Below are 14,022 nucleotides of genomic sequence, written 5' to 3'. Positions count from 1 at the left end.
GCCGAGCGCCGCGTCCACGAAACCTACCGGCGCTCCCCGCCGAACCCGAGCCCCACCTGCTCGAGGACGCGCGCCGTGGCCGGCGACTTGTTGAGGACGTAGAAGTGGATCCCGGCGACCCCGCCGTCGAGCAGCCCACGCACCTGGCGGCTGGCGAACTCGACGCCGGCCTCGAACTGCGCCACCTCGTCGTCGCCGGCCGCTTCGAGGGCCCGCGACAGCGTTTCCGGAAGCTTCGCCTTGCAGAGGCTGGCGATCCGCCGCACCTGCTGGTAGTTGGTCACCGGCATGATCCCCGGGACGATCGGGGCGACGATCCCGACGGCATCGCAGCGGTCGCGGAAGCGGAAGAAATCGTCGTTGTCGTAGAACAGCTGCGTGACGACGACGTCCCCGCCGGCGGCGCACTTCCGCGCCAGGTTGTCCAGATCGGCCTGCGGGCTGACCGCTTCCTGGTGGGTCTCGGGGTATCCGGCGACGAGGATCCCGAACCGGGGAAACTCCCGGCGCACCAGTTCCACCAATTCCGACGCCCAGCGCAGCCCACCGGCCACGGCCTCGAAGGCGGTCTGCCCCTGCGGCGGGTCTCCGCGGAGGGCGACGATCGCGTCGACTCCCCGGGCTTCGGCGGCGCGGAGGTAGTCGCGGATCTCGTCGACCGTGCTGCCGACGCAGGTCAGGTGGCTGGCGAGGGGAATTTCAGGATGCCGCGACCGGACTCCGGAGAGGATGTCGAGCGTCTTGCCACGCGTCGACCCGCCGGCGCCGTAGGTGCAGGTGACCAGCGCCGGCTCGAACCGGGCCAGTTCGGCCATCGTCCGCCACAGCATCGCCTCCGACTCGGCCGTCTTCGGTGGAAACAACTCGAACGACAGGCCGAACCGCCCTTCCCGGTAAGCATCGAATGGCGACACGCGGCAACTCCCGTGGGATTCCTTGTCGGTCGAACCTAGTCTCATCCGCCCGTGGGCGAAGCCCCCCACGGCGGCGATCGCCGCCGGCTGGCCGCTCAGGGGCGCGGCCGCGGCCGCGGCGGCTTCTCGTCGTCCATCGTGGCGATGTAGGCACGGAGGCGCTCGAGCTCGTCGCTGACATGCCGCAGCTTGAGCATGTTCTCGACGCGCTTGACCAGCTCCACCTTGTTGACGGGCTTGGAGAGGAAATCATCGGTCCCCGCCTCGACGGCGCGCTCGATGTCGCCCAATTCGCCGAGGGCCGTGACCATCAGGATCATGATCGGGCTGGTGGCGGGATCACGCTTCAGCCGCTGGCAGACCTCGAAGCCGGACAGCTTGGGCATCATCACGTCGAGGAGGATCACGTCGGGCGCGAAGGCGGAGACCTTGGCCAGCGTGTCGGCCCCGTCGACCGCGGTGGCGATTTCGCAGTCGATGTCGGCGAGGTACACCTCGAGGAGCTCGCGATTGGGCTCGTTGTCGTCGGCGATCAGCACCCGGCTCCGCGGGCGCTTGGGTGCGTCGGCGGGACCGTCCCCCGGTGCTGCGGACGGTGGGACGGCGGCGTCGGAGCGGGTCATGGCGGCGTCTCCACGGCGCTCGGCCGCGTTCCGGAAAGGGGCAGGGCACCCGGGAGGCAGGCCCGGGGCGAGCTCCGTCAGGGAATCTCGAACAGCGACTGGCTCTTCACGATCGCCCGATCGTCCGGGAAGGTGTGGAACGCGTGCACCGACAGCGTCTTCGTCCGGGTCTCGATGTTCAACCAGCTGATCGCGCCCAGCGCGATGCGCGACGCGGAATCGAAGCGGTGGAGCAGCCCGTGCCGCTCCCCCTCGGTGGCCAGTTCCTGCTGGAACGTCCAGAACACCTCCGGGGCCACGGTCTCGAGTTGGAACGCCGTCTGGTAGCCCGTCCCACCGCGGCATTCGAGGCTGTCGCTCCGTTCGCCGACGAGGCGATGGGAGAGGAGCCGCCGCTTGTGCGGCAACGGCTGCTCGGCGCTGGCGGCGATCTCGGTGAGCGTCAGCCCGCCACGGCGCCAGCAGACGAGGTGCCCGGCGGAGGTGATCGCCACCGTCGCCTGGTAGGCCCCCCGTTCGATCGTGCGGCTGGCGAGGACGACGAACAGCTCGGGGTGCAGGGCCCGTCCGTACAACTGGAACACCAGGTCGCAGATGCGGGGACGGGCCGAGAGCACGGGTCGACTCCGGGATGGCACCGCGGACGATCCCGCAGCCGTTGCGGAGTATAGGTCTTCCATGCGCCAGCCACCATGCCGCAGGGCGCGCTTGTCAGAACAGGCCGACGAGCATGTCGTAGGCCGCGTGCGTGCCGGCAGCGATGCCGAAACCACGCACCAACAACACGCCGGCGAAGAACAACCCGGCGAGAAACCGGAACGTGAAACTGTAGACGGAGAAGGCATCGCTGAGCGGGCCGACGTAATGGGCGAGGCTGAACAGGAGGCTCGACAGGATCACCCCCGCGCCGTAGGCCGGCGCGCCATCGCCGAACACCCGCCCCACGAGCCATGCCAGTGCCGGCAGCAGCAGCAAGCGGAACAGCACCTCCTCGTACAGCCCGGCACCGCAGTAGCCGATCACCCGGGCCAAAAACCCCTCGCGCACCAGTGCCACATCGAGGGGCCAGATCCGGTCCTGGAGCCGCGCCACGCCGACGAGCACCGCCGCCAACAGGAGCGATTCGAGGGCCATTCCCAGCAGCACGGCGGGGCGGAAGCGCCAGCGGTCGTGCTCGACGTGGTGCCAGGCGAGGAGCCCGAGCACGGTGAGCACGGGGAGGAAGAAATAGGAACCGAAACCGAGTGCGTCGAGGGCCTGGCGCAGCCAGACGTCGGCGCCGTTGCGCGGCGTGCCGCGGCCGCGGAGGAGCACGCCCCCCTCGTACGCCAAGACCAGCGGGAGCGTGAACACGAGGCTCGTGAGCGGCGTGCGCGACAGTTCCCAGTAGCCGGGCTCCGACGCATCGGCGCCAGGGCCATCCCACTCCCCGACGGCACCGGCATCGGGCGCCGGATCCAGCGGCTCGGGGTCGTCTGCGAACGGTGGCTGCATCGATCGAGCACCCGGTCCTGCCGGCCGCCGCCGCGGCGCGCCCTGCCTCCGCGGATGTGTTGTGCCCGCTCGGCGACGGCCGTGCAAGCGCCCGCGTGACTGCATGCTGGCATGCGCTGCGCGGCCGACACCGACGCGCCACCGCACGACTGCCGCGAGTCCCGCCGCGGACGACGCAGCCTTGACAAGATCGACGTCGTTCACAGAATGCCACCCCATCGCGGCACGCGGCGGTCACGAGGGCCACCGTTGCCGGAGCGCTTCGTGGCGGGAGGACGCGGCACCTGCGACACGGTGGCTGCGTGACTGATCGCTCGACACACCTGGCGTGGAGGCACGACGAAACGAGCCATTCGGCACGCGGACGATCGATCCACATGTCGTGATACCGATCGCCGCCGATCGGTGAGAAGCGACCCTGGAGCACACCGCGGCTGCGTGCCGTGATCCGGAGGGATGGCCGCAGCGCCTTCCGGAATGCCGATCGATGGGGGGCGACGACTGAGGGATCGACTGTCGACGACCTTGGGTCGTGGCCTGGATGTCACCCCCGTTTTTTCGATTCGTTCGCCGTTCGCCGGCCATGGCTCGTCGATCGGGCACACGGCGTGCCGACGCCACCCCTCCCCGAGAGGGGACTCTGGCCCCGCCCGTGGTTTCGCTCCCGGCGGCCCGGAACGAGCCGAGGCGAGTGCCGGCCGCCTGATAAACTGCTTTGGCCGGCGCGGAATCCCCGCGGCTGACGGAGCGGCGGGACACGACCATGGCACGATGCCTGATCGGATGCGGCGCCAATGCCGGCGTGCCGCGTGACCAGCTCGAACGGGCCGTGGAGCTCCTGCGGTTCATGCCCGGAATCAGCCTGGTCGCGGTCAGCCGAACCCGCCGTTCCGCACCGGTCGGCGGTCCGGCGGGCCAGCCGCCGTTTCTCAACGGCGCCTGCCTGGTCGACACGGCGCTTGGCCCGCGTGAGCTGCTCGAATCGCTGGCGGCCGTCGAGAACACGCTCCACCGCGACCGCAGCGTTCGCTGGGGTCCGCGGACGATCGATCTCGACCTGCTCCTTTACGACGACCTGGTCATCGACGAGCCGGAGACCGAGATCGCCGGCCGTCACCATGGCGCGCTGACGGTGCCCCATCCACGGATGGCGACGCGCCGGTTCGTCCTTGAGCCGTGCGCCGAGATCGCCCCCGAGGCGGTCCATCCCCTGTCCGGCTGCACCGTCCGCGAACTGCTCGACAACATTTCGCGCCCCGCGGTCCACGTCGCCGTGGTGGGCGTGCCGGGGAGCGGCGCGGCCGAGGTCGCCGGCGCGATCGCCGATGCCACGCTGGCACGCCTGGTGCGGCAGCCCACGCCACTGCCCCGCGGTGCCGATCCGGCCGACTGGGACGCCGCGCTCGGGGATTGGGCACGCGTGCTGTCGGCCGAACGGGCCGCGGCGCACGGCGCCGATGCCGGGAACGATCCGGGCCCGGTGACCGTCGTCGCCGACTGCTGGCTGGGAACGCTCCTGGTCGCGGCCGAGGGCTGGCTCCCTCCCGCCCCCCGCGCCGCGTTTGCCGACCGGTTCGCCACCCGCGCCGCCGCGGCACTCGCGCCCGGGGTCGCGGTGGTCACGGTGGCCAGCGGTACGACGCTGGCCGAACGGATCGCGTTCCGCACGCGGCGCGGGGACCACACCGACCTGTTCCGGGATACGGATGTCTTCGGCGCCGGTGGCACCCCCGAGTCGACGGCGGCGGAGCTCGTCGCACTCCAGCAGCGGCTCCTCGAGCGCGTCCAGCGCCGCTGCGCCGCCGACGATCCCCTCCACCGCCTCCGGCCGCCAGCCGTGGTCGTGGTGCCCGCCGACGACCTCGGCACCGCCATCGCCGAGGGGATCGCCGCCGTCGAGGCGATGACATGACAGCCCCGGCCGCGGTGATCACCGACCCGGAGGAGATCGCAACGCTGGTCCGCGAATCGCGCCACCGCGGCCGGACCGTCGGCTTCGTCCCCACGATGGGCGCGTTGCATGCCGGGCACGCGAGCCTCGCCGAGGCGGCCGCCGCCGAGTGCGACGACGTCGCGGCCTCGATCTTCGTCAACCCGACGCAGTTCGGCCCGCACGAGGATTTCGCCCGGTACCCGCGGACCCTCGATGCCGACCGCCGTCTCCTCGCGGCCCGTGGCGTGCGCTGGGTCTTCGCCCCCGACGTGGCGGCGATCTATCCGCCCGGCCATGCGACGCGGATCGTCGTCGACGGGCCGGCGCTGCCCTTCGAGGGCGCCCTGCGGCCCGGTCATTTCTCCGGCGTGGCGACGGTCGTCCAGCGGCTGTTCGCGTTCGTGCCGGCGCAGCGCGCCTACTTCGGCCAGAAGGACTGGCAGCAGACGCTCGTCGTCCGCCGGATGGTCGCCGACCTCGCCCTCCCGGTCACGATCGTCGTCCGGCCGACGATCCGCGAGCCCGACGGGCTGGCGCTGAGCTCCCGCAACGCCTATCTCTCGGCAGCCGAGCGCCGCCGGGCGACGGGGCTCTCGGCCGCGCTGGCGGCAGCGGCGCGCGACTGGGCGGCGGGCGCCCCGGTGGCCGACATCGAGGGGACGATGCGCCGGATCATCGACGACCACGGCATCGCCGTCGACTATGCCGCGGTGGTCGAGCGTGAATCGCTCGCACCGCTCGCCGATCCCGCCGCCCCGGCGGTGGCCCTCGTGGCCGGGCGCCTCGGCACGACGCGCCTCATCGACAACCAGCTCCTCGACGGCCGCGCCGGCGCAGCCTGAAACGGGACCGACCGATGCGCTCGATCCTGTTCCACGTCCCCGGCCGGATCGGCGCCGTGCCGCTGTTCGGCTGGGGGGCGCTGCTGGCGGTGTGGGGCGTGATCGCGGTGGTCGCCCTGGCACGGGGGATTCACCGCGACGGCTGGAGCCGGGCGCTGCTCCACCTCGGGCCGCAGATCGCGCTGACGGGGGCGTTCGTGCTCTGGGGCTTGCCGGCGCTCGACGATGGAGCAGGGGTGCCGGTCCGCGGCTACGGGGTGATGCTCCTGGTGGCGGCGGCCGCCGGCACCTGGCTGTCGATCGTCCGCGGGCGGCGGATGGGTTTCGACGCCGACACGATCCTGGCGCTGGGACTCGAGGTGTTCCTCGCCGGGTTGGTCGGTGCCAGGTTGTTCTACGTCGTCGAGTACCACGCGCAGTTCTTCCCGCCGGGGCGGAGCCTCGTCGCCGCGCTCCCGGAGATCCTCAACCTCGCCGCCGGCGGGCTGGTGGTCTTCGGTTCGCTGCCGACGGCGGCCCTCGCGGCCTGGTGGTTCGCCCGGCGCCGCGGGCTGTCGCTGCCGCGGCTGGCCGACTGCATCGCCCCCGGGTTGCTCGTCGGGCTGGCGCTGGGGCGCGTCGGCTGTTTCCTCAATGGCTGCTGTTACGGTGGCCCCTGCGACCTCCCCTGGGGGGTGCGGTTTCCGCCGCACAGCCCGCCATGGCTCGACCAGGTCGCGCGGGGACTGCTCCCGGCACCCACCGGCGACACGCCCGCCCCCTGGAGCCTGCCGGTGCACCCCGCCCAGATCTACGCCGCGATCGACGCGGCGCTGCTGGCCTGGCTGGCGGTCCTGTTCACCCCCTTCGCCCGCCGCGACGGGGCGGTGTTCGCCCTCGTGCTGTCGCTCCACCCGATCTCGCGGATCCTGCTCGAGATGATCCGGATCGACGAGCCGGGTGCGCTCGGCACGAGCCTGTCGATTTCCCAGCTGATTTCGCTCGTCCTCCTCGGGCTCGCGGGGCTGGCCTGGGGGGTGTTGTGGCTTTTCCCGGCCGCGGCGAGACCGCAGGGGGATGCCGGTCGGGAGGATCGCCGATGACCCCACCAGAATCTCCCGGGGCGGGCACACCGTCTCGGCCCGGACGTCGCATACCCCCGGGAACCGTCTCGATCCGCTGCCGGCTCGACGGACCGTTGGTCGTCGAACTGGCCGCCGACCTGGCGGCCCAGGGGGTCCTGGTGCGGCTGACCGACCACGAAGGTGTCGAAATCCCCCCGCCCCCCACCACCAAGCCGTCCCTCGCGCTGTGCCGCTGCGGGCAGTCGCGGCGTCGGCCGTTCTGCGACGGTTCCCATGTCGCGGCCGAGTTTCGCTCGGCAGGGGACGGGGAGCGGTCGGATCCCGGTGGGGCGGCCGGCTGAGCGGTCGTTTCGCGCTTCCCCGCGAGTCGGCCGCCGGCTCGTCGAGCCAGCCACACGCCGCCTGCCTCCCCGGGGGCGACAGCGGTGCTGGCCGACGTCAAGCCGGGAAAAGGCAAGAAAGGAGGCCGGGGGGATTCCTGCCGATTGCGCCAGATGAGGAAGGGCTGCGTACAACGGAAGGTGTGATTCATAAAACACTTGCGCCACGCCGATCAGGAGGGGAACCGGGGTTCGGACGGGCAAACAATATGGACGGGCACCTGAATCCCTTGTACGGTGTCGGTGCTCGGAACCGGGGTTTCCCGGTGCCCCGTCCGGCCATTCGCGGCCGGCCCCGGGGCGAGCCCAGGCGACCGCCGGTGGCGATGAGAGGGCGATGAGACAGTGACGCCGTCCCGCGGACGGGAAGCCCGCAGCGAGGCCGCCAACGCCGGTTCGATCCCCGACGAGGTCTGAAAACGCTTCGATGTCGACCGCGTCCGGCAACTTCTACCAGCGTTTCAGCGTGGGGATCATGGCGATCCTCATGTTCCTGCTGCCGCTGGTGGTGGTCGGTGCGATCAATGCGAAGGGAAACAACCGCAACGACGTGAAGGGGTGGCTGCCCCTGGAATACCCGGAGACCCAGGTCTACCGGCGGTTCCGCCAGAGTTTCCAGGGGGAGGAGTTCATCCTCGCCAGCTGGGACGGCTGCACGATGGCCGACCCGCGGCTGGAGCTGTTGGCCCAAAAGCTCCTCCCGCCGCCGGAAGAGGCGGCCCGCATCGACCGGCCCCTCTACTACAAGACCGTCCAGACCGGGCCGCGGGCCGTTGCCCAGATGACGGCCGAGCCGCTGAACCTCGACGAGGCGACGGCCATCGATCGCCTCACCGGGGCCCTCATCGGGCCGCCGGCCGAGGGCGTCGAGCCGGGAAGCCCCGAAGACGACCCGCGCCTGCGGCAGACCTGCCTCGTCCTCACCCTCTCCGATCTCGCCCGGGCGAACCTCCACGGAGCCGTCGACCTCATCAAGCAGGTCGCCACCGAGGAGTGCGGGATCCCGGCCGACGATTTCCACCTCGGCGGTCCCCCGGTCGACAACGTCTCGATCGACAAGGCGGGGCAGACGAGCGTCACGATCCTCTTCGGCCTGTCGCTGGTCGTCGGGTTCTTCGTCAGCTGGTGGAGCCTGAAGAGCAAGCTGCTGGTCGGCCTCGTGCTCGCCTCCGGCGTGTACAGCATGTTCGCCAGCCTGGCGGTGGTCTGGTACTGCGGCTACCCGGTCGACGCGATCCTGCTGACGATGCCGTCGCTGGTCTACGTGGCGACGACCAGCGGCGCCATCCACCTCGCCAACTACTACCGCGACCAGCTCGCCGAGACGGGCCAGCAGGAGGGCGCTGCCGGCCGCGCCGTGCACCACGCGATGCTCCCGCTGACGCTGGCCACCGGCACGACCGCCGTCGGCTTGGCGACGCTGGCGGTCAGTGAGCTGGTGCCGATCCGGATGTTCGGCATCTTCTCGGCGATCGGCGTCGTGGTCAGCTTCCTGATTCTCGTGACCTTCATGCCCGCGGCCCTGGAACTGTTTCCGCCGAAGCTGCGGATCGGGCGGCTCGCCGGCGACGGCAGCGACGACGGCTGGCGCCCCGCGGAGGAGAGCCGCTGGTGGCGGATCGGCGAGTGGATCACGCGGAACCATGCCCTGGTGACGACCGCCTGCCTGGCGCTGATGGCCGGCGTCGGCTACGGGATGACTCGGGTCGAGAGCAGCGTCCAGCTGATGCGCTTGTTCTCGCCGCGGGCGCAGATCCGCGAGGACTACCGCTGGCTGGAACGCAAGCTCGGGCCGCTGGTGCCGATGGAGGTCCTCGTCCGCATCGACGACTCGAAGTGCGGGCTGAGCTTCCTCGAGCGGATGGAACTGGTCGGCGAGATCCAACGCGAGATCGGCCGGCTCGACGAGGTCGGCAGCTCGCTGTCGACGGTCACGTTCGGCCGTGAGCTCGACGTCGGCGGCGGCGGCGTCGGCGGCGCGGCCGGACGCGTGTTCGGGCTGTCGTCGAAGACGCGGCGCAGCGTCCTCAACAAGCGGCTCGTCGCCCACCGCGACGACTTCCTCGCCGGCGATTACCTCCGCGAGATGGTCCACGACGACGGCCACGCCGAGGAGCTGTGGCGGATCAGCGCCCGCGTCAGCGCCATCAAGGAAGTCGACTACGCGCTGTTCAAGCAGGACCTCCAGAAGACGATCGACCCGATCCGCGCCCGGCTCGCCACCGAGGGCGTCGAGGGGATCGCCGTCGATTACACCGGCCTGGTGCCGTTGGTCTACAAGGCGCAGCACTCGCTGCTCGACGGGCTGATCGCCGGATTCATCACCGACTTCGCGATCATCGTGATCGTGATGGTGATCCTCTGCCGGGCCGCCTCGGCGGGACTGGTGCTCCTCCTCCCCGCGGCGTTCCCGGCGGTCTGCGTGTTCGGCGGCATGGGCTGGGGCAATTCGATCCTCAAGTCGCTCGACGCCGGCACGCTGCTGATCGACATCGGCACGGTGATGGCGCCGAGCGTCGCCCTCGGCGTGACCGTCGACGACGTCGTCCACTTCATGCTCTGGTTCCGCCGCGGGATCGCCGAGGGCCTCTCCCGCCGCGAGGCGGTGATGCTCGCCTACAAGGGCTGTGCCCGGGCGATGTACCAGAGCTGGGGTGTGATCGGCATCGGGCTGTCGGTGTTCTCGCTGTCGCCGTTCGGCCCGACGCAGCGCTTTGGCCACATGATGCTCGCGATGCTGACCATCGCCCTGGTGGGCAACCTCGTGCTCATGCCGGCCATGCTCTCCGGTCCGCTCGGCGCCGTGTTCGCCTGGAGCGTGGAGCGGGTGGAGCGCGCCAAGCGGCGCCGCGAGGGGCGGCGCGAGCTCCACACCGATCCCGGCAGCGACACGCTCCCGGCCCCGCACGTCGTGCCCGGCCCCGCGGACCGGGTCGTCCACGCCTGATCCGCGCGGCGACCGTTCCGCCCCGCGGCGCGCCGTGGCGCCCGCGGCCCCCTGCCGGTGTGAGCCATGGACCCCGCTGTGCCGCCGTCACCGTCGCCGCCCGCCGCCGACGGGCTGCCCACGGCCACCGTCGTTCTCAAGCCGAAGCGGGCCCGGCCGTTCTTCGGTCGCCATCCCTGGGTGCTCGATTCGGCGATCGCCCGCCTCGACGGCGACCCGGCGGCCGGTGACGTCGTCGATCTGGCGACCCACGAGGGGCGGTTCGTGGCCCGCGGGCTGTTCAATCCCCACAGCCGGCTGCGCGTGCGGCTGTATGCCTTCGATCCGGCGCAGCCGCTCGACGGGGCGCTGTGGGAAGGGCGGATCGCCGCCGCCGTCGCCCTCCGCCGCCACCTCGGCCTCGACGCCACCGACGGCGCCGTGCGCCTCGTCAACAGCGAGGGAGACGACCTCTCCGGATTGGTCGTCGACCGCTACGGCGAGTGGCTGTGCGTCCAGGTGACGGCGCTGGCGATGGCGGCCCGGCTGGAGACGCTGTCCGGCATCCTCGGGACGCTGACGCCGACGCGGGGCATCCTCCTCCGCGGCGCCGAGCGCGGGCTCGCCGGCCTCGAGGGGCTCCACCTCCCCGACCGGGTCGTGCGCGGCCAGGCCCCCGACGGGCCGGTGTTCGTCCGCGAAGGAAATCTCCGCTACGGGATCGACCTCGCTGCGGGGCAGAAGACCGGCTTCTACCTCGACCAACGTGACAATCGTCACGCCGCGGCGCGCCACGCACCGGGAAAGCGCGTGCTCGACATGTTCTGCTACTCGGGGGGCTTCGCCCTCACCGCCGCCGCGGCCGGGGCCAGCGCCGTGCTCGCGGTCGATTCCAGCGCCAAGGCGACGGCGTTGGCGGCCGCCAACGCCCGGCTCAACGGCCTGGCGACTATGGCGGTGGAGACGGCCGACGCCTTCGAACGGCTCGCCGAGCTGGCCGGATCCGGCGAGCGCTACGGGATGGTGGTCCTCGATCCGCCGAAGTTCGCCCGGAGCCGCGCCACCGTGGCCGACGCGCTCCGCGCCTACCACCGCATCAACCGCCTCGCCGTCGACCTCCTCGAACCGGGCGGAACGCTCGTCACCTGCAGCTGTTCCGGGGCCGTGGGACGCGACGAGTTCCTGACGATGCTCGCCGGCGTCGCCCAGCAGGCGCGGCGGTCGATCCGGCTCCTCGAGGTGCGCGGGGCGGCCCCCGACCACCCCGTGAGTGCCAGTTGCCTCGACGGCGAATACCTCACGTGCGTGATCGCGCGGGTGCCGTGACGTGGGCACGACCGGCGCGGTGGCGGTGGTAGACTCGTGGCAGTCCCCGTGGGCTCGATCGCATGGCCCTCCGTCGCCTCCTCGCCCTGTCGCTGTTGCTGGCCGGCGCCGTGGCTCCGGGCCGGGCCCGAGCCGGCGAAGCGCACCTGACCGCCGACGACTTCACGGCGCGGGTCGCCCCCGTCCTCGAGCGCCGCTGCGGCCACTGCCATGGCGCCCAGCGCCAGGAGGGAGGGCTGCGGCTCGACTCGTTCGCGGGCCTCGTCGCCGGTGGTGACTCCGGTCCCGCGATCGTTCCGGGAAGCCTCGCCGAGAGCCTGCTGGCCCGGGCCGTGCTCCGCCGCGACGAAACGCTCCTCATGCCGCCGGGGGAGGCGCTGCCCGCCGACGAGCTGGCACTCGTGACGGCCTGGATCGAAGCCGGGGCACCGCACCCCGGCGGGTCGCTCGAGCCACCGCCGCCGCTGCCGCCCTTCGATCCGGTGGCCCAGCGCGCCCACTGGTCGTTCACCCCGGTCGTCCGCCCGCCCGTGCCCGTCGTCGCCGGGGCCGCCGATCCGATCGACGCCTTCGTGCGCCAGGCCCTCGCCGCCGTCGGCGTCGAACCGACCGGACCGGCCGATCGGGCGACGCTCCTGCGCCGCGTGACGTTCGACCTCACCGGCCTGCCGCCCTCTGCCGACGAGGTCGCGGCATTCCTCGCCGACGATTCCCCCGACGCCTTCGCCCGGGTCGTCGACCGGCTCCTCGACTCGCCCCAGTACGGCGAGCACTGGGCGCGCCACTGGCTCGACGTCGTCCGCTACGCCGACTCCAACGGGCTCGACGAGAACGTCGCCCACGGCACCGCGTGGCGCTACCGCGACTGGGTGATCGCGAGCCTCAACGAAGACCTCCCCTACGACCGATTCCTCCGCCGCCAGGTCGCCGGCGACCTGCTCGCCACCCCCGACACCCCGGCAGCCGAGCGCAACGCGCTCTTCGTCGCCACCGGGTTCCTCGTCCTCGGCCCCAAGGTGCTCGCCGAGGGGGACCAGGCCAAGCTCGCCGCCGACGTCGTCGACGAGCAGGTCGACACGCTGTCGCGCGCGTTCCTCGGGCTGTCGTTCGGCTGCGCCCGCTGCCACAACCACAAGTTTGATCCCGTCTCCCAGGCCGACTACGCGGCACTGGCAGGGATCTTCACCAGCACGCGGTCGATGGAGTCTCTGGCGCGGATCGCACGCTGGCAGGAAAACGTCGTCGCCACTCCGGAGGCGCTCGCCGCCCATGCCGAGGCGACGGCCACCGTCGAGGCGCGGAAGGGGGCGGTCGCCGCCGAACTGGCCAGTGCCCGGGGCGCCGTCGCCGCCGCCGGCACCGATCCGGCGACGGTCGCGGAGGAGTCGCTCCCCGAGGAGGTTCACCAGCGCCTCACGGCGCTGCGCGACGCGGTGGCGGAGGCCGAGCGGGCGGTCGTGCCGCTCGACACCGCGATGGGGGTGGTCGAGGGAACTCCGGCCGACGCCCGGATCGCCATCCGCGGCGACCACCTCGTGCCGGGGCGGCGCGTGCCGCGCGGCGTGCCGGTGGTCCTCGAGATCGACGGCCCGCTGGCGATTCCCCCGGCGGCGAGCGGCCGCCGCGAATTGGCCGACTGGCTCACCGACCCGCGCCATCCGCTCACCGCCCGGGTGATCGTCAACCGGGTGTGGCGCTGGCACTTCGGCCGCGGGATCGTCGCCACCACCGACAATTTCGGGCGGCTCGGCGACCGGCCCGTCAACCAGCCGCTCCTCGACTGGCTGGCGGCGGAACTGGTCGACTCCGGGTGGTCGCTGAAGGCGCTCCACCGGCGGATCCTCCTCTCGGCGGCCTGGCAGCGGTCGAGCACCGCTGCCGACAGCCCGACCGCCGCGCGAGCGCTGGAGGTCGACCCCGACAACCACCTCGCTTGGCGCGCCACCGTCCGCCGCCTCGAGGCGGAGAGCATCCGCGATTCGCTGCTTGCCGTGGGGGGCACGCTCGACCGCTCGATGGGCGGGTCGCTGCTCCACGTCGCCAACCGGGCGTTCCTCTTCGACCACACCTCGATCGACGGCACGCGCTACGACGCCCCGCGGCGCAGCATCTACATGCCGGTGATCCGCAATCACATCCAGGACTGCCTGTGGCTGTTCGACTGCACCGACGGCGCCGTCCCCTGCGGCGACCGCGGCACGTCGACGGTGCCCTCGCAGGCGCTGTGGCTGCTCAACGGCGATCTCGTCCTCGACGTGGCCGAACGCGTCGCGACGAGCGTGCTGGCCGCCACCCCCGGCGACGGCGCGCCACGCCCCCTGCTTCTCTTCCGCCGCGTCCTCGGCCGCTCCCCGACAGCCGCCGAGGAGCGGCTCGTCGCCGAGGCGGTGGCGCGGATCACCGCGCGGCTGGCGGAGGCGGGAACGCCCCCCGCCGGGCGCGAGGCAGCGGCCTGGACCGCCGTCGCCCAGGGCCTGCTGGCGGGCGACGAGCTCCTCTTCGTGCGCTGAGCGGAGGCCG

11 protein-coding genes are annotated in these 14,022 nt (G+C 72.1%); 7 read left to right on the top strand and 4 right to left on the bottom strand.

All coding sequences use genetic code 11. The features are described from left to right. Positions 1-23: 23 nt before the first annotated feature. The 4 genes from metF to FJ309_07220 form a co-directional block, all read right to left on the bottom strand. Positions 24-959, bottom strand: coding sequence for a methylenetetrahydrofolate reductase [NAD(P)H] (gene metF, locus FJ309_07235; protein ID MBM3954391.1), 936 nt, complete (start codon positions 957-959; stop codon positions 24-26). A gap of 50 nt (positions 960-1,009) precedes the next feature. Then, positions 1,010-1,537, bottom strand: a complete 528-nt coding sequence (locus tag FJ309_07230; GenBank protein ID MBM3954390.1) for a response regulator — start codon at positions 1,535-1,537, stop codon at positions 1,010-1,012. A 77-nt stretch (positions 1,538-1,614) separates the two neighbouring features. Continuing rightward, positions 1,615-2,154 (bottom strand): DUF2617 family protein, encoded by a 540-nt coding sequence (locus FJ309_07225; protein ID MBM3954389.1) that lies wholly within the window; start codon positions 2,152-2,154, stop codon positions 1,615-1,617. A 94-nt stretch (positions 2,155-2,248) separates the two neighbouring features. Then, positions 2,249-3,031 (bottom strand): CPBP family intramembrane metalloprotease, encoded by a 783-nt coding sequence (locus FJ309_07220; protein ID MBM3954388.1) that lies wholly within the window; start codon positions 3,029-3,031, stop codon positions 2,249-2,251. A 763-nt stretch (positions 3,032-3,794) separates the two neighbouring features. Here FJ309_07220 and folK point away from each other — a divergent pair. The 7 genes from folK to FJ309_07185 all read left to right on the top strand — a co-directional run bounded on the left by folK (position 3,795) and on the right by FJ309_07185 (position 14,012). Continuing rightward, positions 3,795-4,943, top strand: a complete 1,149-nt coding sequence (folK, locus tag FJ309_07215; GenBank protein ID MBM3954387.1) for a 2-amino-4-hydroxy-6-hydroxymethyldihydropteridine diphosphokinase — start codon at positions 3,795-3,797, stop codon at positions 4,941-4,943. Then, positions 4,940-5,806, top strand: a complete 867-nt coding sequence (locus FJ309_07210; protein ID MBM3954386.1) for a pantoate--beta-alanine ligase — start codon at positions 4,940-4,942, stop codon at positions 5,804-5,806. The genes folK and FJ309_07210 overlap by 4 nt, the downstream gene beginning before the upstream one ends. A gap of 14 nt (positions 5,807-5,820) precedes the next feature. Next, on the top strand, positions 5,821-6,888 hold the full coding sequence (locus tag FJ309_07205; GenBank protein MBM3954385.1) for a prolipoprotein diacylglyceryl transferase: 1,068 nt from the start codon (positions 5,821-5,823) through the stop codon (positions 6,886-6,888). Beyond that, positions 6,885-7,211, top strand: coding sequence for a CDGSH iron-sulfur domain-containing protein (locus FJ309_07200; protein MBM3954384.1), 327 nt, complete (start codon positions 6,885-6,887; stop codon positions 7,209-7,211). The genes FJ309_07205 and FJ309_07200 overlap by 4 nt, the downstream gene beginning before the upstream one ends. 466 nt (positions 7,212-7,677) lie before the next feature. Beyond that, positions 7,678-10,197: a hypothetical protein gene (locus tag FJ309_07195; protein MBM3954383.1), complete on the top strand. Its 2,520-nt coding sequence runs from the start codon at positions 7,678-7,680 to the stop codon at positions 10,195-10,197. Positions 10,198-10,263: 66 nt separating this feature from the next. Beyond that, positions 10,264-11,502, top strand: coding sequence for a class I SAM-dependent rRNA methyltransferase (locus tag FJ309_07190; GenBank protein MBM3954382.1), 1,239 nt, complete (start codon positions 10,264-10,266; stop codon positions 11,500-11,502). A 62-nt stretch (positions 11,503-11,564) separates the two neighbouring features. Further along, positions 11,565-14,012 carry a DUF1549 domain-containing protein gene (locus FJ309_07185; GenBank protein MBM3954381.1) on the top strand — a complete coding sequence of 816 codons (2,448 nt, stop codon included), beginning with the start codon at positions 11,565-11,567 and terminating at the stop codon, positions 14,010-14,012. The last annotated feature ends 10 nt before the right edge of the window (positions 14,013-14,022 follow it).

This window comes from Planctomycetota bacterium, assembly GCA_016872555.1.
In the GTDB taxonomy this organism is placed as follows: Bacteria; Planctomycetota; Planctomycetia; order Pirellulales; family UBA1268; genus F1-20-MAGs016.
Note: the sequence above shows the minus strand (reverse complement) of the source record. Positions and strands in the feature narration are given on the sequence as shown.